Here is a 22,019-nt window from a genome sequence, read left to right on the forward strand (position 1 = left end):
GCTGCGCGAGTTCAGTCCGCAGCGTGGCAGCACACGCAGAGTTTGTTGCCGTCCGGATCGCGGAAGTAGGCGCCGTAGTAATGCTCGTGATACTGCGGCCGCAAACCCGGCGGCCCTTCGCATGAACCGCCCTGTGCGAGCGCAACGGCATGCGCGCGGTCGACGCCGGCGCGGTCCCGCGCCAGCAGCGCGAGCATCTGGCCATTGCCGACGCTAGCCGGCTTGCCGTCGTAGGGCCGGCTGATCACAAACAGCGGACGGGGCTGGTCTGCCGCCGTCCAGCCGGCCCAGCCGGTCTGCTCGTCGCGGAATTTGAGCTTGAGGTCCAGTGTGTCCAGCAGCGGGGCGTAGAAGCCGAAGGCGCGTTCGAAATCGGTAATGCCGACGAAAACGTGGGATAGCATCTCGCTCGTTCCTTTCCTGTAACGGGTCGCTGTGACGTGGGCCGGTATGAGTTTAGCGAATCTCCCTGGCTACGTTCTGCAACTGCGTGAAGGCGCGAAAGCGCGCATCGTGCAGGGCTGCGAGGTCGCCTCGATCCGGCGCGTAGGTCCTGCTGATCTGCGACATGCCGGCCATCGCCGCGCGTACGTCGTCGAAGCACCCGCCCGCCACGCCGCCCAGCATCGCGGCACCCAGCAGCACCGGTTCTTCCGCTTGCGTGGCGAGGACGGGTTTGCCGGTCGCATCGGCGAGTAGCTGCCTGACCAGATCGAGCCGTCCTGCACCGCCGCTGATCACCACGCGCTCGATCGGCGCACCGGCGCTCGCCTGGGTCTCGATGATCTGGCGCAGACCATAACCGATACTGCAAATGCCGGCAATGTAGAGCGCGACCAGACTATCCAGGTCGTCTTCCATGCCAAGGCCTGCAATCACGGCACGGGCGTGCGGGTCGGCCAGCGGCGCGCGGTTGCCGAGGAACTCCGGTACGACGTGCAGCCCGTGGGCCAGCCGCGCCGCGCCGGACAGACCGTCCGCGGCCTGCGCCGATTGCACGGCGAGGGTGGCGAGCAGCACGGGCAGGGACTGGCCCGCTTGCTCGGCCTGTTGCCGCGCGTCGGGCGTCGCGGGGTGCATCGAAAGCAAGCGTTCGATCGCCGCGCCGGCGACCGATTGTCCGCCTTCGTTGAGCCACGTGTCGGGCACCATCGCCGAAAAGTAGGGGCCCCATACGCCCGGCACGAAGACCGGCTCCCGGGTCGTGGTCATCGTGCACGACGAGGTGCCGAAGACGTAGCCGAGACAGGCCTCGGGATCGCCGTCGGCGCCGACTGTGCCGATTCCGCCGGCGTGCGCATCGATCACGCCGGTGGCGACCGGCGTTCCGCTGAGGAGTCCAAGTTCGGCCGCGGCTGTTGCCGTCAGTCCGCTGCCGAGCGGCGTTCCGCCGTCGACGACCGTCTGGCCGATGCGCGCAAAGCCCTCATCCGCGAGTACGCCGAGGCCGACGGTGCGGAAGTAGCTCTCGTCCCAGCGCCGCTCGGGTGCCAGATAGGTCCATTTGCAGGTGACCGTGCAGGTGGAGCGCGACAGATCGCCGGTTGCGCGCCAGGTCAGGAAGTCGGTCAGGTCGAAGAACTGCCATGCGGCCTCGAACACGGCCGGCCGGTTCTCGAGCAGCCACAACAGCTTCGGCGTTTCCATCTCCGGCGAGATCTTGCCGCCGACGAACTTCAGCACCTCATGGCCCGTCGCGTTGATGCGCTCCGCCTGCTCCACGGCGCGGTGGTCCATCCAGACGATGATGTCGCGCTCGGCCTGCTCCGAGGGGCCTACCGGCAAGGGCCGCCCGCCCGGGCCCAGCACGACGAGCGAACAGGTGGCGTCGAAGCCGATACCGGCCACCTGCGCGGGCGCCACCTTGCCGTGCGCCAGCGCATCCTTCACGGAAGCGCAGACGGCGCGCCAGATCTCGCCGCTCGACTGCTCGACGATGGAGCCGCTCGCATGGAACAGCGTGATATCACGTTTGGCCGATGCCACCATGCGGCCGGCAAGGTCGAAGATGCCGGCGCGGGCGCTGCCCGTGCCCACATCCACGCCGATCATATAGCGCGCGTCGCGGACGTCGCGCGTGCTCTCCGACGCAGGGGAGGTCGGGTTATCTGAAGTCATAGATCGACACTGTTCGGAAGGATCACAATATCGCGGATCGTCACATTGCGGGGCCGCGTCAGCATGAAGAGTACCGCTTCGGCGACTTCTCTGGGCTGCATCAGGCTGCCGGCGGCGAGCGCCTCGTCCATCTTCGCCTTCGGCCAGTCGTCGAGCAGGGCGGTGACGACCGGGCCCGGCGCCACCGCGCCGACCCGTACGCCGTGTTTGGCAAGCTGGCGCCGCGTCGTGTGGACGAAGGCCTGCACCGCGAACTTCGAGGCGGTGTAGATCGGCTCCCAGACGACCGGGACGAAGCCCGCCACCGAGCTGGTGAAGATGATGTCGCCCGACTTCTGCGCCACCAGATGCGGCAGCACGGCGTGGACCGAGCGGAACGCGGCGTTGATGTTCAGGTTCAGCATGCGGTCCCACTCGTCGGGATTGCCGTCCACCACTTCGCCGCCCACATAAGCGCCGGCATTGGCGTGGAAGATGTCGAGCCCGCCGGCAAGCGCCAGGATTTTCGGCAGAATCCCGGACACCTCGGCGGGCTGCAGCAGATCCACGACCAGCGGAAACGCATTCTCGCCCAACTCCGCGCACAGTGTCTCGAGCTTCTCCTGTGCCCGATCGATCAGCACGACCCTGGCGCCTTCTTCGATCAGCACGCGCGCGCATTCGAGGCCGATACCGGATGCCGCACCGGTGATGGCGGCGATTTTTCCCTTGATTGATTCAGACATGCAATGCTCTCCTGCAACTGGGTTGCGAATTGATGCAATTAGGCGCGGCCATGCGAGACGCGGGACTGCCGGGCGAGCGAGTCGACGATCACCGCGATCGCCAGCACCGCGCCGGTGATCATGAAGCGCAGCGACGACGACAGGTTCAGCAGCGTGAGACCGCTGGCAATCGACTGGATCACGATAATGCCCAGCACCGCGGAAAATGCACTGCCGCGCCCGCCGAACAGACTCGTGCCGCCAATCACCGCCGCGGCGATGGCGTTCAGGTTGACGTCGCCGGTGCCGGCCTGTTGACTGGCCGAGGCGAGCCGTGCCGCCGTCAGCACGCCGCCGAGCGCGGCGAAACTCGCGCACAGCACAAAGGCACTCATATAGATGGCGCCGACATTGATGCCGGAGCGCCGCGCGGCTTCGTGATTGCCGCCCACCGCATGCATCGAGCGGCCCCAGCGCGTCCTCTTCAGCGCATAGTCCATGGCGATGGCAAGGCCGAGGAAAATGCCGAACATCAGCGGCACGCCGCGTCCCTGGTTGAGGTAGACCACCACGATCTCCAGCAGCACGGTGATGGCGAGACTGCGCACCAGCAGGCTGCCTACCGAGGGCGCGGAGAGATTGGACGCATGGCGGCGCTCGCGGGTGCGCAGTCCAAGCAGGAGCAGCGCGGCGCCCGGCACCAGCGCAAGCAGGTACGACACGACCGCGGGGATGATGATGAGCTGCCCGAGGTTGACCATTGCCGAGTCGTAGGGCAGGTTGATCGAACCGCTCGAGCCCAGCACGTAGAGCTGCATCCCGAGGATAGCGAGCAATCCGGCCAGCGTCGCGACGAAGCTTGGCATGCCTAAGCGGTTGAGCAGCAGCGCATACACGGCGCCGACCACCGCGCCGACCACGACGGCCGCGACGATGGCGAGCAGCACCGGCCAGCCGTGATTGACCCAGAGCGTGCCGAGGAGGGCCGAAGCGAAGCCGCTCATCGAACCCACCGACAGGTCGATCTGGCCCACCATCAGCACGCAGACAATGCCGAGCGAGATCACGCCGACCGTCGAGCAGTCGAACAGCAGGTTCACCATATTGTCGGCGGAGAGGAACACCGGGTTCAGCGCGGTGAACACGGTCCAGATGATGACGAGTCCCGCAATGACCGGCAGCGAGCCCAGATCGCCCGAGCGCACCCGCTCGACGAAGGCCGACACGGTGCCGCCGACTCCGGCCGCGTGCTTGACGCGCACGTCGCTGCGGTCGAGCAGCGTGGACGGCGTTGCCGTCCCGTGCGTCTCAGGCTGCGGGGCGCCTTGCATTTTGTTGCTCATGATGGTTCCTTGGTTCAGGCGCTCGGTGCGCCCTGTTCGGCCTGACGTCGGCCGGCGCGACGCGAGACAGCGTTCTCGGTGGCGCCGGTGATCGCGGCCACCAGCTCCTGATTCGACGAGTCGGGATAGAACACGCCGTTGTTGCGGCCGAGACGCAGCACCACGATCCGGTCCGCCACGGCGCGAACGTCCTCCATGTTGTGGCTGATCATGATGACCGCGTGGCCGCGGTCGCGCACCCGCTCGATCAGGTTCAGCACCTCGGCCGTCTGCGCCACGCCGAGCGCGGCGGTCGGCTCGTCGAGCATGATCAGCTTCGGGTCCAGCAGCAGCGAGCGGGCAATCGCCACCGTCTGACGCTGGCCGCCCGAGAGCGAGGCGACCACGTCGCGCACGCTGGGAATGCGCGCCGAGAGTTCGTTCAGCAGCGTCCAGGCCTTGACCTCCATCGCGACTTCATCGAGGCGCAGCGGATTCAGCTCGCGGCCGAGATAGATGTTGGCGACGACGTCGAGGTTTTCGCATAGCGCGAGATCCTGGAACACGGTGGCGATGCCGAGATCGAGCGCCGCGGCCGGGTTGGGCAGCGTGACCTCCTTGCCGCCGAAGGTGATCGTGCCGGTGGTGGGTTGATGGACGCCGGCGAGCACTTTCACCAGCGTGGACTTCCCGGCGCCGTTGTCGCCCACCAGGGCGACCACTTCGCCGGCATGCACGTCGAGCTCGATGTCCGTCAGGGCAGAGACCGCTCCGAAGTGCTTCGAGACGCCGCGCAGGCTCAGCACCAGTTCGCCTGGCCCGGACCGTGTATGGGAGTTGTCAGTCATGGACGGATACCTCATTGATCGGAAGAGGGACCCGGCACGCGCCGGATCCCGTTCGGCACCCCAACGGATCAGTTCGTGATGCCAAGTTTCTTGCAGCCATCCGCATAGCGGTCGGTGCACAGGTCCTTGGCGCTCGCGAAGCCCTTGTCGACCACCTCCGCCTTGATGTTCTTCGACGTGATGACGGCCGGCTTGAAGAGTTGCGACGGCGTGTTGAAGAGCGTCGTCTGGCCCTTCGGGGTCTGGCCGGACAGGAAGCCGACGGCCACCTTCGCCGCTGCTGCGGCGACGATCTCGCTCGGCTTCAGGATCGTGTTGTACTGGTCGCCCGAGATGATCAACTGCAGCCCGGCGAGCGTCGCGTCGTTGCCCGTCACGGGCGGCACCGGATTGACGCCGGCTGCCTTGAAGGCCGCGACCGCGCCGCCGCCGGTGCCGTCGTTGGCGGCCACCACGCCGACAATCTGCGAGCCGAAGCGGGTGATCTGTCCGCTGACCCACTGCTGGGCCTTCGGCGGCGCCCAGTCCGGCGTATCGTACTCGGCCAGCGTTTTGTAACCGCTACCCTCGATGCCTTCGTGGCTGCCCTTCTTGATCAGCCCCGCGGCCGCATCGACGGGCGAGCCGTTGACTTCGAGCAGTCCGCCCTTGCCGGTCGGCACGCCCATCTCCTTGAGGTGCTGGACCAGCGACTGCGCGATGGATTTGCCGATGTCCTCGTTATCGAACGACACGTAGTAATTGGCCGGCGTCGAAGGCACCGGCCGGTCATAGGCGATCACCTTGATACCCTGACCCTGCGCCATATGCACCAGCGACGCGGCGGCCGTCGAGTCCACCGGATCGAGCACGATCACCTTGGCGCCTTGCGCGATCACCGAGTTGAACTGCTGCTGTTGCTGCGAGACGTCGCCGTTGGCGTTCTGATAGAGCACCTTGCAGTCCGGGCAGAGCTTGCCCATTTCGGCCTTGAAGCCGGGGAAGTCGTGCTGCTCGTAGCGCGTCGAGCCCTCGTCGGGCATCAGGAAGGCGACGGTGCCGCTCGGCGCCGCAAAGGCCGCCGTGCTGCCCATCAGGCTCAGGGTCAGCGCGCTGGCGCCGATCAGGTGTTTCGATAGTCTGGTCATCGAGTGTCTCCGTTTATTAGAAAAACCCCGGCGTATGGGGTGCCGTGGTTGAACTGCGGGTGAGCTTCGCTTTGCGGCTTCGGTAAAGCAGGCGCTAGCCGAACGCTTGCGAGGCGTGTGCGGCGTCGGGCGATTCGCTTGCGCTGGCGGCGTTAAGCTGTTGCCAGGCGCGCCAGCGCGAAGGCGACATCGCCTTCAGCAACAGGAACTGGCGGTTGAAATTCGAGAGGTTGTTGAAGCCGACCTGATAGCAGATATCGGTCACGCTCAGTTCGCCCGCCATCAATAATTGGCAGGCCAGATTAATGCGCAGCCGGTTGACGTACTGGACGAAGGGCACCCCGGTATGGCGTCGGAAGTAGCGCGAGAAGGCGCTCACGCTCTGTCCCGACAGTTCGGCCAACTCCGTTTCGCGCAACTCCTGCGAGAGGTTCTTGCCGATATACGCCAGCACGTGATCGATCCGCGTCCCGGCATAGCGGGCCGGCTCCGCACGATAAGCGGCGCTCGCCAGCTTCACCGGTTCGACGCTTTGCAGGAGCAGGTCGAGCAGGGTAATGAACAGGGTGATGCGGCGTATGCCTTGCGCGCCCATCATCTCGCGCATGATCGGCTCGGCGGTCAGACCGGTTTTCTGGGCGAACAGCACACCCCAGCGCGAGGCATCGAGCAAGCCTTCCACGCGCTTGAGTTCGGGGAAGGCGCGGGTGGCGCGCTCGACGAACCCGGCATCGAACTGCAGCACCAGGCCGCGTTCATCCACCTGGCCGCCCTGCGGCACATGGCTCACCCAGTTGTGCGGCAGATTCGATCCGGCCATCACGAGATTGCCGGGCGCGAAGTTGCCGATGTAATCGCCGACGAAGTATTTACCAGTCGTCGCGGTGATCAGATGAATTTCGTACTCGGGATGGAAGTGCCAGCGCACCGTGCGATAGGGGTACCCGTGCGACCAGACCTTGAACGACTCGTCGCTCGCGACGGCGACCAGTTCCAGATCCGGTTGAACGATGTTGGCGCTACGGGCTTCCTGACGCGCCGTGGCACCCCGCGTGGTGTGCATCTGTCTTCCTCCTGAGCCGATATTTTCGGGCGGGTCGCTTGCATCGCCGTGCGCCTCGCCATGACCGAAAATTAGCCCTGTTGCAGACATCTCACCACTGAAAATACGACCGCAAACCGATACTTTCTTGCATTCGGGTTAGTCCGTAAGGGCCCAGGAGTCAACTTTTGTGCAACGCAACAGCCGGTGCGCCGGATGCCTGGATGACGCTAACGCTATGGATTACTTATTATTTCACTGCGAGTAGCCGGTCCCATTCATAGACCGGCCGATTCTAATTCGTTGCGCTCACAACAGGCTGACTTTGCCGGTGGCGAGATCGTAGATTGCGCCGACCACCTTCACTTTACCCTCACTGACGTAGCGGCCGATGATGGGTTTCGACACGCTCAAGCGGTTGGCGCCGAGCCGCACGTTCTCGACGGTCGCGCGGGCTTTCAGATCGGCGTGGCCGTGCAATTGGGCGATCGCCACGGCCGGTTTGAGCGAACGCACCAGATCGGGAAGGTGGCCCGGCAGCGCGATGCCTTTCTGAATCGTGTCGACGGTTGCGCTCACCGCGCCGCAATGGGTATGGCCGAGCACCATGATAAGCGGCACCTGCAAGAATTTCACCCCGTACTCGAGACTGGCGAGCCCGTCCTCATTGACGAAGTTTCCGGCCACCCGCACCACAAAAATATCGCCTGGCCCCTGATCGAAGGCCAATTCCGGGGCGACGCGTGAGTCCGCGCAACCGACGATCGCCGCAATCGGATATTGCGCGGCGACCCGGCTCGCGCGGCCAGCCGAGTAGTCCTTGTTGGAGGGTGTATTGGCGGCGTAGCGCGCGTTGCCGTCCATGAGACGCGCGAGCGCCTCGGACGGGGTGATCGCGTTGGGTGCGTCGGCGTCCGCCGGCGCGGCGGCCTGGGTTTCTCCAGGTGCGAGACCCGTCAGAGTCAACGATGCGGCGCCTGCGAACAGCAACTGGCGGCGTGATACAGACGGCAGAACGGCGTTGTACATGGCAAATCTCCTTGCGTGAAGGGTTGCACGGTTTCAAGCCGGGGCAGGCGCTGCCTCATTCGTCATTCGATTCACTGGCTCTCGGGTTCGCGTAGTGTGCGCGCTTCTCTTCATACATCAGCAAATCCGCCCGCTGTACCACGGTTTCGAGCCGTTCGCCGTGCTGACAGGTTGCTGCGCCCATCGAAAAGCTCAGCAGCGAACCGGGGTAGAACTGATTGTTCAGCTCGACCAGTTGCCGGATCGTGTCGATCATCGCCGCGCCGCCGTGCTCATCGGTGCTGGGCATCAGCACCGCGAATTCGTCGCCGCCGATGCGTGCCGCCTGATAGGGCGTCTCCATCGCTTTCGCCAGCACCTCGCCGGCGCGCCGCAATAGCGCATCGCCGGCCGCGTGGCCGAGCTGGTCGTTGATCCGCTTCAGGCCGTTCAGGTCGGCCATGATCACGGTCACCGGGAACGGCCCCTTGCGTTCGAGCCGGTTCAACTCGTCAACATAGAACGAGCGGTTGCGCAGCTTGGTCAGCACGTCGTGCTTGCCGAGAAACTCCAGATAGGCCTCGGCTTTCTTGCGCGCGGTGATGTCGGTGAGCGCCACCAGCACGAGGTCCCAATCCTGCTCGTGCCCCGGCAGCACCGAGAATTGCAGATGCACATGCACCTCGCTGCCGTCCAGCGAGTAGTTGAGGACTTCGCGTTGCTGGAACAGCTTGCCGTCCCACAGATCGACAAGCTGCTCGCGGAAATGCGGCCGCATGTCGTCGCGGAACACCTGCGGCAGACGGGCCAGCAAGGTCGGCTTGTCCGGCGCCGCAAACATGGCGAGCGTGTGCCGGTTGACGTCCAGCACGTGAATTTCCTGCATGCAGCGTTCGACGAACTCCGGGTGCACGTCCGTGAACACGCGGAAATCGGAGATGCCGGCGGCCCGCGCCTCATTGAGCAGCCGTTTGACCGCGCTGAAATCCTCGACCCACAGCGACACCGGCGAATCTTCAAAGAGGCCGCGCGCGTATTGCTCGGCGTGCATGAAGCGATGGCGCGCGCCTTCCAGTTCGCTCACATCTTCCAGCGAGACCAGCACGCGGTCCCAGCACCCTTCGTGTCCGGGCAGCACGGCGCCCTTGAGCAGTACATCCACCCGCCGGCCGCCGAGCGTGTAATTGACGGTCTGGCTCATGAAACTCTGCTGACCTGCCCATAACTGGCACAGCTCTTCGAGGTGAGTCTTCAGCATGTCGTCGCGAAACACCGCGCCGAGATTGGCGGTCAGCGTGTCGAGACTGTCCGCTTCGAACAGGTCCAGGGTCTTGCGGTTGACCTTGATGACGCGGATGCTGTGCGCGCATTGCGCGACCCGCTCGGGATGCGCGCCGAAATGCGCGCGCAGGTCGGTCACGCCCTCGGCGCGCCAGGCGTCGAACAGCGTGCGCACGCCGCTGAAGTCTTCGAGCCAGAGCGAAACGGGGGCGAGCTCGAACATCTCCGAGTCGTCGCTGGCCGTCGCTTCATCGCGCGGCATCTCTCCTGCACTTGGGGTATCCAGCATGACGAGTCCGAAGTCGATAGTGCCGCTATTTTAAGACGAGTTGGGTCGGGCGAGGCAGAAGGGGGCAATAACGTGCCTCGCAGGGGGCGGAGCGGCCGCCAGCATGCTCGCCGAGCCCTTGTTACACTTTCCGGCGTTGCAGTGTCCCGCCAATCAACGCGTCGAGTCCATGAAACCTACCCTGCTGGTTCTGATTCACCTGAACGATGCAAGCCGCGCCAGTGTCGCGGCCGCTTATGACGTTATCTATGCCCCCGATCCGGACTCGCGCGCCGAAGCGGTCGCCGCGCACGGCGCCACGGTTCGCGCCGTGCTGACCAACGGCACGACCGGCCTGACGCCCGCCGAAGTCGACCGGTTGCCGAAACTCGAATTGATCAGCGCGCTGGGCGCCGGTTATGAAAACCTGCCGCTCGACCACGCCCGGGCCCGCAACATCGTGCTGGTCAACGGCGCGGGGACCAATGACAACTGCGTCGCCGATCATGCTTTCGCGCTGCTGCTGGCGGTGGTGCGCGACGTCCCGCAACTCGATCAGGCGACCCGTGAGGGCGCCTGGCGCGACACGCTGCCGATGCGGCCGAACGTGTCGGGCAAGCGTCTGGGCATTCTCGGTCTCGGCAATATCGGTCAGAAGATGGCCAGACGTGGCGCGGGCTTCGACATGGAACTGGGTTATCACAACCGCAAGCCGCGCGAAGGCGAGTCCATGCGCTACTTCGAGAGCGTCACGGCGCTCGCGCAATGGTGCGATTTCCTGCTGATTGCGACGCCGGGCGGACCCGGCACGAAGCATCTGGTCGACAAGGCCGTGCTCGAGGCATTGGGGCCGGACGGCTTCGTCGTGAATGTGTCGCGTGGCAGCGTCGTCGATACGGAGGCGCTCGCCGCCGCGCTCAGAGCGGGGACGATTGCCGGGGCCGGGCTCGACGTGTACGAGGGCGAACCGCATCTGCCCGCGTCCTTGCTCGAATTGCGCAACCTCGTGGTGACGCCGCACGTGGGCGGCAGGTCGCCGGAGGCCATCACGGCCTCGGTGCAGAACTTCATCGCCAACGCGACGCGCCATTTTGCGGGCGAGCCGGTGTTGACGCCGATCTGAGCAGGGCGGCGGCGGATTGTCGTATCGAAGAGCGGGGCGCGGCCCGACCCCGCTCGAATCCGCGCGCGTCAGCGCTTGCGGCTAGCGCCAATAATAAATGTTAAATATCAGCGTGAATGAGATAAAAGAAAAACACGCCGCCAACAAATAAATAATTTCCCGCAAACCTTTGCGAAATTAATGAATGCCGCCGGTCTGCCGTTAACTCGGAGAGATGACGTGCCACGTCACAGCCGACCCGGCCGTCGGAATCTGAGAGAAAACCAACAAAGCAAAAACAATCCAAAATAATTTTCTCGATTCGTTCGATGGGAGCGGTGAGGTATGGACGTTAAAGGTATGTCAGTAAAAGCGAAGCTGTACGGCGCTTTTGGGATGCTGACGGTGGTGGTGATGGTGGTGTCGGGCATATCGTTGAGCGCGTTGAGCGATGCCCATGAGCGATTCTCCGGCTTCGTCACCGGTATCGATACGCGGGCTATTACCGCGCAGGAAGTGAGAACGGCCGTCGACCGGCGCGCGATTGCGGCGCGCAATATGGCGCTTGTCACGAAACCGGAAGACTTCGCGATTGAAAAGGATGCCGAAGCACAGGCCCAGCAGGATGTGCAGACGAGGCTCGCAAAGCTCAACCAGATGATGGCGACGGATGCCGACGTCACCCAGCAGGGCCGCGATCTGGTGAACGAGATCAATCGCATTGAGGCCGATTACACGCCGGTGGCACAGGCGATCGTGGCGCTCGCGGTAGCGAACAAACGCGACGAAGCGGTCGCGAAGATCGATAACGATTGCCGGCCGCTGCTTGCGGCGTTGATCAAGGCCACCGACGCGTATCAAACCTACACGCGAACCCGTGCCGATCTGCTGTTGCAGGCATCCGCCGACCAGTATGCGTCGCAGCGCCTGATCCTGATCGGAACCTGTCTGGGCGCCGTTGCCCTGGCCGTATTGGCAGGATTCCTGATTGCTCGCGGACTGTTGCGCTCGCTCGGCGCCGAACCGGGTGAGCTCGGCAGCCTGGCACAGCGTGTCGCTGCGGGCGATCTGCGCGTGGTCAGCGGCGCGGTGCAAGCGCCGGCCGACAGCGTGCTGGCGTCGATGGGGCGCATGCAGGCCAGTCTGGTCGAACTGATCGGGCGCGTGCGGGTCGCGGCCGACAGCATTGCCACCGGGTCGAGCCAGATCGCTTCCGGCAATGTCGACCTGTCCGCCCGTACCGAGCAGCAGGCGTCGTCGCTGCAGGAGACCGCGTCGAGCATGGAAGAGCTGACCTCCACGGTCAAGCAGAACGCGGAGAATTCGCAACAGGCGAGCGTGCTGTCGGCGAACGCGTCGGAAGTGGCGTTGAAGGGCAACCATGTCGTGAGCCAGGTGGTGGAGACGATGGGCGAAATCAGCGCCAGCTCGACGAAGATTGCGGACATCACCAGCATCATCGAGGGCATCGCTTTTCAGACCAACATCCTCGCGCTCAATGCGGCAGTCGAAGCCGCTCGCGCCGGCGAACAGGGACGCGGCTTCGCAGTGGTCGCAAGCGAAGTGCGCAGTCTCGCGCAACGCTCGTCGAGTGCGGCGAAGGAGATCAAGGACCTGATCGCCGAGTCGGTGAAAAAGATTCAGGACGGTTCGGCGCGCGCGAGCGAAGCGGGCAAGACGATGTCGGAAGTCACCCAGGCGGTGGCGCGCGTTACGGACATCATGGGCGAGATTGCCGCGGCCTCGTTCGAACAGAGCCGTGGTATCGAACAGGTCAACCAGGCGATTACGCAGATGGACTCCGTGACCCAGCAGAACGCGGCGCTGGTCGAGCAGGCAGCCGCGGCTTCGAAGTCGCTGGAGGGGCAGGGGCACCAGTTGAATCAGGCGGTGGCGTTTTTTCAGCTTGATACGGCAAGCGGATTGCGCGCCTGAGCAAGCGGGTGAGTGAATGCGCGGCGCGGACGGATGGGTACTGGAGCCGCGGCAGCGGGCGCGCACTGCGCCCGCCCATCAGCCGATCAGCTTGAGCCCCGGCGGCAGCGATTCGCCGAATACCCGTCCCTCATCGGCCTCGTCGAGTTCGACGGTCTCGCGCACCATCGTGATCCACTGCGCCGGTGCGTGTGCGGTTTCAAGCCGCTTGACGACGCTCGCCCGCACCTCGTCGGCGAGGTCGCGCGAGCGATCGCCGCTCATGCGCGCAATCTGCACGGCGGCAAACGCGGCCGGTTCGACCTTCTTCCAGTCGAGCGCCAGCACGGCGTCGAGCCATTTCACCGCGACCTCCGGCGGCACGACGCTGTGCGCGCTGCCGTAGAACGGCCGGCGCGCGCCGATGCGGCCCACGGCCCACCATCCCTGGTGGTTTTCAGACGGCTTCCTGAGCCGCTCGATAAGCCGCTCGCCGAGTTCGATCTTGCGCTCGGCAGGCACCCGTTCGAGCGACGCTTCGAGGCGCAGCATATCGGCATAGCCGGACTTCGCGGGGTCGAACGGCAGCTTTGCGCGTGCCGTGCCGGCGGCCTGCATGAACGCTACGGCGTCGAGCACTTCGAGCTGCTCGCGTTCGCCGAGGCCGCCCGCTGCGCGCCGCCATAGCGTCCACCATTCCGACCAGACCTGGCTGTCGTTGATGTACTGAATGCCGTCGTCGAACAGCGACCAGAGTTGTTCGACTCGCCATTCGTCGAGCGGGTAGCCGAAGCCGGGACGCAGGCAATAGCCGGCCAGGTTCAGCCAGAGCCGCTCATGGTCCGCCGAACGGCGCCGCCGTTTGGCGCGCTCCCATAGGGCGTTGAACAGTTCGCGCAGCAGGGCGCTATTCCAGTTCGCGCGAGGACCGAGGATCTGCTCCAGTTCCGCGCGCGTACGCTTGACCTCTTTGGGGTCGACCTTCTGCGACCGCGAGCCGAACGTGCGGTCGATCAGTTCGAGCGCGCGGGGCAGGGCAGGATGAGGCGCTGCGCCGGAGACCGTGACCTTGGCCTCGCCGCGGCGCAACTGGAATTCGAGCAGCCAGCGCTGCGCGGCGTCGCCGGCGTCGATACAGTGCACGTCGAGCGTGCCCACTTCGGTCAGCGAGGCGACGAGCTGGACCGGCGTTTCACCGGACTGGCCGGCCTCGCGCGGCGGCACGACCGTGGCGATCGGCGGCAGGCGCACGAACTCGCCCAGCGCAAGCTCGGCGATTTCGCCCGCTTGCCATTTCGCGTCAGATACTGAGGAGACCAGATGAAACTGGACCGGATGCCCCAGCCGTAAAGCGAACGTGCGGTCCGCCAGATGAATCTCTCGACCTTCCTCGGTGCCGCGCGGCAGGACGCAGACACCGCGTAGCGCCTCACCGTCTTCATCGAGCACGAGGAAGTAGCTGCGCGGCGAACCGCCGCCGATTCGCGGCGCGCGACCCGCACGCGCCAGCGCATAGGCCACCGCGCCGCGCGCGACCGCGACGTCGGGATTGTCGTTGTGCAGGACATGCAGCGGCGCGCCGCGCCACGCGCCTAGCGTGCCGGCGAGGCGCCCGGTAAGCGCCGGCGCACGGAACACGCCGCCGTTGAGCAGCAGCGTGTCGGGCACGGGTAACGCGTCGTCGTCGGCAGGCCCTGTTGTGTCCAGGGCTTCGCGCGATTGCGCCGCGAGCCGGCCCAGAAACGCGGCGACGTGGCGGGTAATGGCCGGATCGCTAGCATAGGGCAAACCGAATTCCACGATTGCGCCACGCGGACGTCCCGGCCGCGCATCCGCGGCAACGCTCGGGAAAAAACCGTCGACGATGATCTGTTCGACTTCCTCGCGCGTGATTTCCGCCGTGCGCGCTCCGCCGATCAGCTTCGACCCCGAACCCAGCAGCGTAATCGACGCGGATTGCGGTGCTTCGGCGCCGAGCAGTTGCTCTTTGGCGCCACGGCAGCGTTCGACGAGTTGCGAGAGGCTCGCCGCCGATAGCCGCGATTGCGGCGTCGACAGACGGCTCTCGGCCAGATGCGCCAGCGCGAGGTCCATGTTGTCGCCGCCGAGCATCAGGTGGTTGCCCACGCCGACGCGCGTCAGTTGCGGCTGACCGTCCTGCATCTGCACCTTGATCAGGGTGAAGTCGGTGGTGCCGCCGCCCACGTCGCAGATCAGCACGAGCCGCGTGTCGGCGAGTTCGGCGCCGAGCGAGCCGCGATGCCGGAACAGCCAGTCGTAGAAGGCCGCTTGCGGCTCTTCCAGCAGCCGCAGCTTCGGTAACTGCGCGATGCGTGCCGCTTCGAGCGTCAGTGCGCGGGCGCCGTCGTCGAACGAGGCGGGCACGGTGAGCACGACATCCTGCTGTTCAAGCGGCGCGTGCGGAAAGCGCTGGTTCCACGCCGCGCGCACATGGGCCAGATAGCTGGCGCTGGCGGTGACGGGGGAGACTTTGTGCACGTCGTCGCCGGCACCCCAGGGGAGAATCGGCGCGGTGCGATCCACTGAGGCATGCGAAAGCCAGCTTTTCGCGCTGGCGACGAGCCGGCCCGGCACCTGTGCGCCAAGGCTGCGTGCGAGCCGGCCGATTACTACGGGCTGCTCAACATTCGGATCAAGCGCCTCGCCCGCACCCACCTGCGCACCCGACCACGGCAGTTGCACATCCCCCGCGCTCAATTCCCCTTGCGCCGCGTGATACCGCACGGACGGCAGCAAGGGCCGCGCGGCGACCTCGCCGGGACTGACGAGCTGATCGATCTCGAAGACGCGGATGTCCTCGGAGCCCGCCTCTCCATACGCGACGACCGTATTGCTCGTGCCCAGATCGATCCCGACGATGTACTGCTTCATCTCGGTCAGGCGTGGGCGTTGCCGCGGACGTCGAACTCGACTTTCCAGCGCTCGCCGGTGCCGCGCGGGATGGCTTCCAGTTCGAGCGTGCCGGCTTCGGTCACGCGCGCATGCAGCTTGACAGCGACGATCTCGCCGGGGCTGCGGCCTTCAGTCGGCAAGGTGGCCTCGATCTCGTCGAGTTCCTGCAGTTCTTCCGGCGACCAGTAGTCGAGCAGCGTGCCGACCTGGTCCTGACGACGCACCGACGAACCGAAGAAGCGGAAGTGCACCGGCTCGCCTACTACGAGACCAAACTCCTGCGCGGGCAGCTCTGCATCGGTTCCTTCTTCCATGCCGAACGGCGCCACGCACAGCGCCTGGATGGGCGGTTCGAGACCGGGCACAGCGGGCATGGCGGATTCGACCGCGATATAGAACGCCCGCGCAATGCCGCCGCGAATCCGCACACCCTGGCCGCGCTTCACGTAGCCGTAGTAGGCCGCGCCGCGTGCGACCGCGAGGTCGAGGTCCGCGCCTTCCAGCAGACGCGCGGGCGCCGCGCCTTCTGCCGCGAGCCAGCCGTTGAGCGTCTGCAGAATGCGCTCCACCAGCAGCGGCGACTTGAACACGCCGCCGTTGAACAGCACGGCGGTGGGATGCAGGAAGCTGGCGCCTTCCGGTTGAGCGTTTGGCAGACCGGAGAGTTCGGCCAGTGCCGCGACTTGACGGCCGAGGAACGCTGCCAGATGACGCGTGACGGCGGCATCCTGCGCGTACGGCAAGCCCAATTGCGTCAAGCCTGCGCGAGCGCGGCTCACCGGCCGCGCGGCGCTGTCCACTTGCGGAAAGAAGCCTTCGAGAATCGTCTGCGTGAGTTCGGCGCGGGTCAGTTCGGTGCGGATCGAGCCGCCGATCAGCTTGGCGCCGCGGCTCGGCACGACGAGCGGCACGGTGTCGGTGGCGGCGTCGGTGAGGAGCGTCTCCTTGGCCGCGCGGCAGGCGTAGGTCAGCGCACGCAGTTGCCACGGATCGGGTTGCGTGCCCTGGGCGGCCAGCTTGCGCGCCACCACGTGGGCCAGCGCCAGGTCCATGTTGTCGCCGCCGAGCAGGATGTGCTCGCCCACGGCAACGCGATGCAGTTCGAGGTTGCCCTCGCGTTCGATCACCGCGATCAACGACAGGTCAGTCGTGCCGCCGCCGACATCCACTACGAGGATGATGTCGCCCACGCGCACCTGCTTGCGCCATTGGCCGCCGCTCTTCTGGATCCAGCTATACAGCGCGGCCTGCGGCTCTTCGAGCAGCGTCATGCCTGCGTAGCCGGCGGCCTGGGCTGCTTCGGCAGTCAGCTCGCGGGCAGCGGGATCGAACGACGCAGGAATCGTGACGGTAATTTCCTGCTCGCTGAACGGCGCATCGGGATGCCCATGATCCCAGGCTTCGCGCAGATGCGTGAGGTAGCGAATCGACGTCTCGAGCGGCGACACGCGGCTTACTTCGGGCGGCGCGTCGTTCGGCAGAATCGCGGCGCGGCGATCGACACCCGGGTGGCACAGCCAGCTCTTGGCGCTCGAGACGAGGCGGATCGGCGTGCCCGCGCCGCGGCTGCGCGCCATTTCGCCGACTGCGAAGTCACGCGCGCCGGTCCATGGCAGACCGAGGTCGAAGGGCGCGAGTTCGCTCGCATGCGGCAGATAGAGGAACGACGGCAGCAAGGGCAGATCGTCGATCGTGGCCGGTGCCGTGAGCTGGGTGATGGGCAGCACGTCCTGGGTGGTCTTTTCGCCGTCGCTGCCGGCGAAGTCGACATACGAGAGGGCGCAATGGGTCGTGCCCAGATCGATCCCGATCGAGTAACGCGGCTCGCTCATAGCTCCACCTCGGCTGCTGCGATCACGGACGCGTCGTGGCTCGCGGCCAGCTTCGGCAGCCGCACGTCGTCGACACGCCAGCCGCGATGGCTGAGGCTGCCGGTAAACGGCGCCTTGCCGACGACGTTGCCGGTCAGACGGACGGCGGTGGCATCGAAGCCTTCGGGCAGCGTCACGCGGCTGCCTTCGGCTTCCTCGCGCACCGGGCGAATCGTGAAGTGCTCGCGCAGCACGGTGCGGCAGCCGCCGTGCACGACACGGGCGGCGGCGCCGATGTCGGCGTCCGAGTAGCCGGCCACGTCTTCTTCGACGAAGTCGATAAAGCGCGCATCGCGCTGCAGCAGGCCGAGCAGTTGGAGCGCGGCATCCGGGCTGGCCTGCTTCAGCGCCGGCGCTGCGGGTTGCGGAGCAGGCGTGGGTGCGGGTGCAGGTGCAGCAACCGGTGCGGGCGTGGCCACCGGGGCCTGCGTGACGGGCGCGCCGCTGCGCAGGCGCTGTACGCGGGCGGCGAACTCGCCGTCGCCCAGAATGCTGAAGAACGTTCCGACGGCTAGCGAAATCCGGCCGAGGAAAGACACGTTCGAGTCGGTCATAAAGTGGCTCCTGAGGGCTCTGTTAAAGGACGAGCTGTCCTCGGGCGATGCCGGCTCGAGCCGGGGTCGCCGCGGGTTATCGGGTTGCGGACGTCGATGCGCGACACGCGTCATCGGTTGGCTTGGCGGCCCAGGTTGGGCATGGCCCAGTGGGCCTCATCCCGTATTTTACCTTTCGGGCGCGACGGCATCGGCCAAAGGCCGCAATGGAGGGACGAGGAGGGGGCTCAGGAGGGGGCGTGTGCCCACGATGACGCACGCAGAGATGCAACGTGGACGCTATGCTGCACTGCGGTCGAAGCAGGGTCGCTGGACGTGTAGTGCCGTCAACATCGGGAAATCACTCATGAAGGATTCACCACATTCGCCGATAAAATGTGAGCGTATTCGTAGTTAGCTGGGTCACGCGGCGGTCGGCGCCGCAGTTCATCCCCGGGCCGCGCTAGAAACGGACGCAACCGGTCGCAGGTGTTGGCCGGTACCTCATTGCGAAGCTCGCCTGTGCCGCCTGATCGTCGATCGATCATCAGGTCTGTGCCAGGCGGGCTTTATTTCTTTGCGGTGCTGCTGCGATGCTGCTGCGGCGGTCAGCGGATCGACCGTTGCAGCCGCAACGATTCGATGCGCCTAGTCGACCGCGACGCCATACGCCGGCGCATTTTCCGCAGCGTCAAGCGAGGCGAGCGATTCGAGGGCGAGGCCCTTCGTTTCGATGCCCATCACCCAGACCGCGAGCGCGGCCACGGCAAACGACAGCGCGCCCAGCGTAAAGACGCCGCCCTGGCCGAACACCGGCAGCACCACACCCACCGCATACGGCCCGATCAACGAACCGACCCGGCCAATCGCCGAGGCGAAGCCCGAACCGGTTGCGCGTGCGCCCGTGCCGTACAGCTCGGGCGTGTAGGTGTAGAGCACGGCCCACATGCCAAACAGGAAGAACTGCATCAACAGCCCCGCGCAGATCAGCAGGCTGACGCTATCCGCATGCAGTGCGGTCTGTCCGTAGAGGAACGCCATGATCCCGCCGCCGACCAGCGAAACGATGCAGGTCGGCTTGCGTCCCCAGCGTTCGACCAGCCACGCCGCGCACAGAAAACCCGGTACGCCGCCAAGCGAGATCAGCATGGTATAGAGCACGGACTTCGTCACGGCGAAGCCGGCTTGCTGCATCAGCGCACCGAGCCACGAGGTGAGGCCGTAGAAGCCGAGCAAAGCGAAGAACCACAGCAGCCACACCATGATGGTGCGCTGACGGTACGCCGCGCTCCAGATCTCGCGGAACGCACCCTGCTTCGAGGCGGGCGCAGGCTCGGCGAGCATCGACGGTGCGGGCAGCCACGTGAGACCGTTGGCCTTCATCACTTTCGCTTCGATGCCGGCAAGAACGGCGTCCGCCTCATCCGGCTTGCCGTGATGTTCGAGCCAGCGAGGCGACTCGGGCACTACGCGGCGTACGATCAGCACAAACACCGCCGGAATCGCGAGCAGTGCAAACACCGTGCGCCAACCGAATTGCGGCAACACGAAGTACGAGACGATGCCGGCCGTGATGAAGCCGAGCGGCCAGAAGCCGTCCATCAACGCAACCAGCCTGCCACGCGAGGCAGCGGGTACAAACTCGGAGAGCAGGGTCTGCGCAATCGGAAACTCCATCCCCATGCCGATGCCTAGCAGCACGCGGTAGACAATCAGCGCATCGACGGAATGCGCGGTCGAACACAGATACGACGCGATCCCCCACAGCACCATGCTCCACTGGAACACCGGACGGCGTCCGAAACGGTCGGCGAGCAATCCCGCAACCGCGGCGCCCAGCACCATGCCGAAGAAGCTTGCGCTCGCAACCAGTCCGGCCATCGCGCTGGAGAGTTTGAATTCGGTCTTGATCGAACCGAGCACGAAGGTCATCGTGCCGAGGTCGATCGAATCGAAGAAAAACGCCGCGGCAATGATGATAAAAATGGTCCGGTGATAGCCGGAAAACGGCAGGCGTTCGAGACGCGCTGCGGCACTGGGACGGGCGGGAGACAAAACGCTGGGCGAAGCGGCGCTCGGCATGGCATCCTCTGAATGGATGGTTCGAAGACCTTACGACCCGTTTGGATTCGAGGTCTGGTTCATTTCAGTAGACTTGACCATTAAAGGCCGACATAGAACGAAATCGGCATTCGGATGGAACGGGCGCGCCATGTTGCGCCGCCCGGACATGGCGCGCCCTGCCGCTCACTCCACGTGCACGGCATTTTCCTGCATGAGGCTCGTCGAACGTGCAGACGTGCCGCGTGCCGGTGCACCGGCGGCCACGAAGTAGGGCGTATCGACCCGTGCCAGTGCAGTGCGGCCGCGAATGCGGTCGGCGATCTTTTCGGCGAGCATGATGGTCGGCGCGTTCAGGTTGCCGGTGGTGATGCGCGGCATGATCGACGCGTCCACCACGCGCAAACCTTCCAGGCCATGCACGCGGCCTTCGTTGTCCACCACGGCCATCTCGTCGTAACCCATCGCGCACGAACACGACGGGTGATACGCCGTTTCGGCGCGGGCCCGCACGAAGGCGTCGATCTCCGCGTCGCTTTGCAGTTCCGCGCCGGGGCTCAGTTCGCGGCCGCGGAAACGGTCGAGTGCTGGCTGGCGGATGATCTCGCGAGTTATGCGGATGGCGTCGCGGAACTCGCGCCAGTCCAGCGCTTCAGCCATGTAGTTGAAGAGAATCGACGGATGCTCATGCGGATCGCGCGAGCGCAGCTTGACGCGTCCCCGGCTGGGCGAGCGCATCGAACCGACGTGCGCCTGGAAGCCGTGCATCTTGATCGCATTGGTGCCGTTGTAGTTGATCGCCACCGGCAGGAAGTGATATTGGATGTTCGGCCACGGATCGTCGTCGCGCGTGCGGATAAAGCCGCCCGCTTCGAAGTGGTTGCTCGCGCCGATACCGGTGCCCCTGAGCATCCATTCGAGCCCGATGGCCGGCTGGTTGTGCAGCAGCAAGGCAGGGTAGAGCGAGACGGGTTCCTTGCACTCGTACTGCATGTACATCTCGAGGTGGTCCTGCAGATTCTGGCCTACGCCAGGCAGATCGAGTATCAGCGGAATGTCCAGTTCGCGCAGCCACGCAGCGGGGCCCACGCCCGAGCGCTGCAGGATTTGCGGCGAGGCGATCGCGCCGCCGCACAGCAGCACTTCGCGGCGCGCGTAGGCAGCGACGCTCGTGCCGCCATGCAGATAAGCGACACCGTTGGCGCGCTTGCCCATGAACAGGATGCGATCGGTAGTAGCGTGCGTGACGATGGTCAGGTTCGGCCGCCGGCGCGCCTGGTCCAGATAGCCGCGCGCCGTGCTGGCGCGCCGGCCATGCGCGGTCACCGTGCGATCCATCGGGCCGAAGCCTTCCTGTTGATAGCCGTTCAGATCGTCGGTTCGCGGATAGCCGGCCTGCACGCCCGCTTCCACCATCGCGCCGAACAGCGGATTCGCGCCGGGCTTGCTGGTGGTCACGTGAACCGGGCCGTCGCCGCCGTGATACGCGTTCGGGCCAACGTCGCGCGTTTCCGCCTTCCTGAAGTACGGCAGGCAGTCGAGGTAACTCCAGTTGTCGAGGCCTTTGCGTTCGGCCCAGCCGTCGTAATCGAGTGCGTTACCGCGGATGTAACACATGCCGTTGATCAGCGACGAGCCGCCGAGACCTTTGCCGCGCCCGCATTCCATGCGGCGGTTGTTCATGTGCGGTTCGGGTTCGGTTTCGTAGGCCCAGTTGTAGCGCCGTCCTTGCAACGGATAGGCGAGCGCGGCGGGCATCTGCGTGCGGAAGTCGAAACGGTAGTCGGGGCCGCCTGCTTCGAGCAGCAGCACCGTGACGTCCGCGTCTTCGGTCAGGCGCGTAGCCAGTACATTGCCCGCCGAGCCCGCGCCGATCACGATGTAGTCGTACTCTTTCGCTGCCATGC

General features: G+C 65.5%; 16 protein-coding genes. 2 read left to right on the top strand and 14 right to left on the bottom strand.

Going from position 1 to position 22,019, the window contains the following annotated elements:
• Positions 1 to 11 precede the first annotated feature (11 nt).
• From P3T42_RS16675 to P3T42_RS16715, 9 genes are all read right to left on the bottom strand, one after another.
• The gene (locus P3T42_RS16675; protein WP_074295690.1) at positions 12 to 404 is read right to left on the bottom strand and encodes a VOC family protein; all 393 of its coding nucleotides are present in this window, start codon (positions 402 to 404) and stop codon (positions 12 to 14) included.
• A 52-nt stretch (positions 405 to 456) separates the two neighbouring features.
• A complete protein-coding gene (locus tag P3T42_RS16680) occupies positions 457 to 2,118 on the bottom strand; it encodes an FGGY-family carbohydrate kinase (protein ID WP_429306651.1) in 1,662 nt (553 codons plus the stop codon).
• Complete coding sequence (locus P3T42_RS16685) at positions 2,115 to 2,843, bottom strand: SDR family oxidoreductase (RefSeq protein WP_074295688.1); 729 nt, start codon at positions 2,841 to 2,843, stop codon at positions 2,115 to 2,117. The genes P3T42_RS16680 and P3T42_RS16685 overlap by 4 nt, the downstream gene beginning before the upstream one ends.
• Positions 2,844 to 2,881: 38 nt before the next feature.
• Positions 2,882 to 4,165, bottom strand: coding sequence for a sugar ABC transporter permease (locus P3T42_RS16690; RefSeq protein WP_083640338.1), 1,284 nt, complete (start codon positions 4,163 to 4,165; stop codon positions 2,882 to 2,884).
• Between the two features lie 14 nt (positions 4,166 to 4,179).
• Positions 4,180 to 4,992, bottom strand: coding sequence for an ATP-binding cassette domain-containing protein (locus P3T42_RS16695; protein ID WP_074295687.1), 813 nt, complete (start codon positions 4,990 to 4,992; stop codon positions 4,180 to 4,182).
• Positions 4,993 to 5,060: 68 nt separating this feature from the next.
• Entirely contained in the window at positions 5,061 to 6,119 is a 1,059-nt protein-coding gene (locus P3T42_RS16700) for an ABC transporter substrate-binding protein (RefSeq protein ID WP_074295686.1), read from the bottom strand.
• 94 nt (positions 6,120 to 6,213) lie between these two features.
• Positions 6,214 to 7,182, bottom strand: a complete 969-nt coding sequence (locus P3T42_RS16705; protein WP_074295685.1) for an AraC family transcriptional regulator — start codon at positions 7,180 to 7,182, stop codon at positions 6,214 to 6,216.
• A gap of 288 nt (positions 7,183 to 7,470) precedes the next feature.
• Positions 7,471 to 8,190 (bottom strand): carbonic anhydrase, encoded by a 720-nt coding sequence (locus tag P3T42_RS16710; RefSeq protein ID WP_074295684.1) that lies wholly within the window; start codon positions 8,188 to 8,190, stop codon positions 7,471 to 7,473.
• A 55-nt stretch (positions 8,191 to 8,245) separates the two neighbouring features.
• Positions 8,246 to 9,739, bottom strand: a complete 1,494-nt coding sequence (locus tag P3T42_RS16715; RefSeq protein ID WP_429306652.1) for a diguanylate cyclase domain-containing protein — start codon at positions 9,737 to 9,739, stop codon at positions 8,246 to 8,248.
• 169 nt (positions 9,740 to 9,908) lie between these two features.
• Here P3T42_RS16715 and P3T42_RS16720 point away from each other — a divergent pair, with 169 nt between their 5' ends.
• Positions 9,909 to 10,841 carry a 2-hydroxyacid dehydrogenase gene (locus P3T42_RS16720; RefSeq protein WP_429306653.1) on the top strand — a complete coding sequence of 311 codons (933 nt, stop codon included), beginning with the start codon at positions 9,909 to 9,911 and terminating at the stop codon, positions 10,839 to 10,841.
• Positions 10,842 to 11,165: 324 nt separating this feature from the next.
• Positions 11,166 to 12,755 carry a methyl-accepting chemotaxis protein gene (locus P3T42_RS16725; RefSeq protein ID WP_429306654.1) on the top strand — a complete coding sequence of 530 codons (1,590 nt, stop codon included), beginning with the start codon at positions 11,166 to 11,168 and terminating at the stop codon, positions 12,753 to 12,755.
• Positions 12,756 to 12,833: 78 nt separating this feature from the next.
• On the opposite strand, the gene P3T42_RS16730 is transcribed toward P3T42_RS16725, so the two are convergent.
• The 5 genes from P3T42_RS16730 to betA form a co-directional block, all read right to left on the bottom strand.
• Positions 12,834 to 15,626, bottom strand: coding sequence for an Hsp70 family protein (locus P3T42_RS16730; RefSeq protein WP_429306655.1), 2,793 nt, complete (start codon positions 15,624 to 15,626; stop codon positions 12,834 to 12,836).
• Positions 15,627 to 15,631: 5 nt separating this feature from the next.
• Positions 15,632 to 17,479: an Hsp70 family protein gene (locus P3T42_RS16735; protein WP_429306656.1), complete on the bottom strand. Its 1,848-nt coding sequence runs from the start codon at positions 17,477 to 17,479 to the stop codon at positions 15,632 to 15,634.
• Positions 17,476 to 18,072 (bottom strand): DUF2760 domain-containing protein, encoded by a 597-nt coding sequence (locus P3T42_RS16740; RefSeq protein ID WP_429306657.1) that lies wholly within the window; start codon positions 18,070 to 18,072, stop codon positions 17,476 to 17,478. The genes P3T42_RS16735 and P3T42_RS16740 overlap by 4 nt, the downstream gene beginning before the upstream one ends.
• A 627-nt stretch (positions 18,073 to 18,699) precedes the next feature.
• Positions 18,700 to 20,133 carry an MFS transporter gene (locus P3T42_RS16745; protein ID WP_429306658.1) on the bottom strand — a complete coding sequence of 478 codons (1,434 nt, stop codon included), beginning with the start codon at positions 20,131 to 20,133 and terminating at the stop codon, positions 18,700 to 18,702.
• A 165-nt stretch (positions 20,134 to 20,298) separates the two neighbouring features.
• A complete protein-coding gene (gene betA / locus P3T42_RS16750; RefSeq protein WP_429306659.1) occupies positions 20,299 to 22,017 on the bottom strand; it encodes a choline dehydrogenase in 1,719 nt (572 codons plus the stop codon).
• Positions 22,018 to 22,019 lie beyond the last annotated feature (2 nt).

The organism is Paraburkholderia sp. GAS38, assembly GCF_050434965.1.
Classification (GTDB): Bacteria; Pseudomonadota; Gammaproteobacteria; order Burkholderiales; family Burkholderiaceae; genus Paraburkholderia; species Paraburkholderia phenazinium_A.

Coding starts and splice junctions, on each gene's coding strand:
- P3T42_RS16675 (WP_074295690.1), bottom strand. CDS start 404: ATGCTATCCCACGTTTTCGTCGGCATTACCGATTTCGAACGCGCCTTC.
- P3T42_RS16680 (WP_429306651.1), bottom strand. CDS start 2,118: ATGACTTCAGATAACCCGACCTCCCCTGCGTCGGAGAGCACGCGCGAC.
- P3T42_RS16685 (WP_074295688.1), bottom strand. CDS start 2,843: ATGTCTGAATCAATCAAGGGAAAAATCGCCGCCATCACCGGTGCGGCA.
- P3T42_RS16690 (WP_083640338.1), bottom strand. CDS start 4,165: ATGAGCAACAAAATGCAAGGCGCCCCGCAGCCTGAGACGCACGGGACG.
- P3T42_RS16695 (WP_074295687.1), bottom strand. CDS start 4,992: ATGACTGACAACTCCCATACACGGTCCGGGCCAGGCGAACTGGTGCTG.
- P3T42_RS16700 (WP_074295686.1), bottom strand. CDS start 6,119: ATGACCAGACTATCGAAACACCTGATCGGCGCCAGCGCGCTGACCCTG.
- P3T42_RS16705 (WP_074295685.1), bottom strand. CDS start 7,182: ATGCACACCACGCGGGGTGCCACGGCGCGTCAGGAAGCCCGTAGCGCC.
- P3T42_RS16710 (WP_074295684.1), bottom strand. CDS start 8,190: ATGTACAACGCCGTTCTGCCGTCTGTATCACGCCGCCAGTTGCTGTTC.
- P3T42_RS16715 (WP_429306652.1), bottom strand. CDS start 9,739: ATGCTGGATACCCCAAGTGCAGGAGAGATGCCGCGCGATGAAGCGACG.
- P3T42_RS16720 (WP_429306653.1), top strand. CDS start 9,909: ATGAAACCTACCCTGCTGGTTCTGATTCACCTGAACGATGCAAGCCGC.
- P3T42_RS16725 (WP_429306654.1), top strand. CDS start 11,166: ATGGACGTTAAAGGTATGTCAGTAAAAGCGAAGCTGTACGGCGCTTTT.
- P3T42_RS16730 (WP_429306655.1), bottom strand. CDS start 15,626: ATGAAGCAGTACATCGTCGGGATCGATCTGGGCACGAGCAATACGGTC.
- P3T42_RS16735 (WP_429306656.1), bottom strand. CDS start 17,479: ATGAGCGAGCCGCGTTACTCGATCGGGATCGATCTGGGCACGACCCAT.
- P3T42_RS16740 (WP_429306657.1), bottom strand. CDS start 18,072: ATGACCGACTCGAACGTGTCTTTCCTCGGCCGGATTTCGCTAGCCGTC.
- P3T42_RS16745 (WP_429306658.1), bottom strand. CDS start 20,133: ATGCCGAGCGCCGCTTCGCCCAGCGTTTTGTCTCCCGCCCGTCCCAGT.
- betA (WP_429306659.1), bottom strand. CDS start 22,017: ATGGCAGCGAAAGAGTACGACTACATCGTGATCGGCGCGGGCTCGGCG.